The organism is Acinetobacter sp. 1542444 (genome assembly GCF_000581835.1).
Classification (GTDB): domain Bacteria; phylum Pseudomonadota; class Gammaproteobacteria; order Pseudomonadales; family Moraxellaceae; genus Acinetobacter; species Acinetobacter pittii.
Map to the genome: position 1 here is coordinate 1 of NZ_JEYA01000024.1, position 550 is coordinate 550.

A 550-nucleotide genomic window follows, 5' to 3' on the forward strand; every position below is an offset into this window, starting at 1 on the left:
GGTGATGCAGATAGAAACTTGTTGAAAAACAGTTACTTGGAATTGAGTTGGTTGCTTTAAGTGATGAATTTGATGGTAAGTTGGTTTTAAGATTAAGTTTTAAAAATATCGAAATTACCTGTTGACTTTTAAGAGATTAAGAGTAATATAGCCGACCTAGCTTGCTGGTGACGAACCAGGAAGAAGATCATTAAGAGAATTGAAGAACAACTTGTGTGGATTTTTACTGATTGATTAATCGAAATAATTTTCATTGATTGATTGGTTTAAATTACTCGAAGTTTATTTGAGCGAAATTTAAGTCAGTAATTGATGAGCCAGAATTGGCACCTTGTCTTTAAATAAGGTGCAAAATGATTTTAACTGAAGAGTTTGATCATGGCTCAGATTGAACGCTGGCGGCAGGCTTAACACATGCAAGTCGAGCGGAGAGAGGTAGCTTGCTACTGATCTTAGCGGCGGACGGGTGAGTAATGCTTAGGAATCTGCCTATTAGTGGGGGACAACATTTCGAAAGGAATGCTAATACCGCATACGTCCTACGGGAGAA

Annotated in this window: 1 rRNA gene; it reads left to right on the forward strand. The window is 37.8% G+C overall.

The window, feature by feature from the left end:
- Window positions 1–360: 360 nt before the first annotated feature.
- Window positions 361–550 (forward strand): 16S ribosomal RNA (locus J580_RS0104545); the annotation flags it as partial.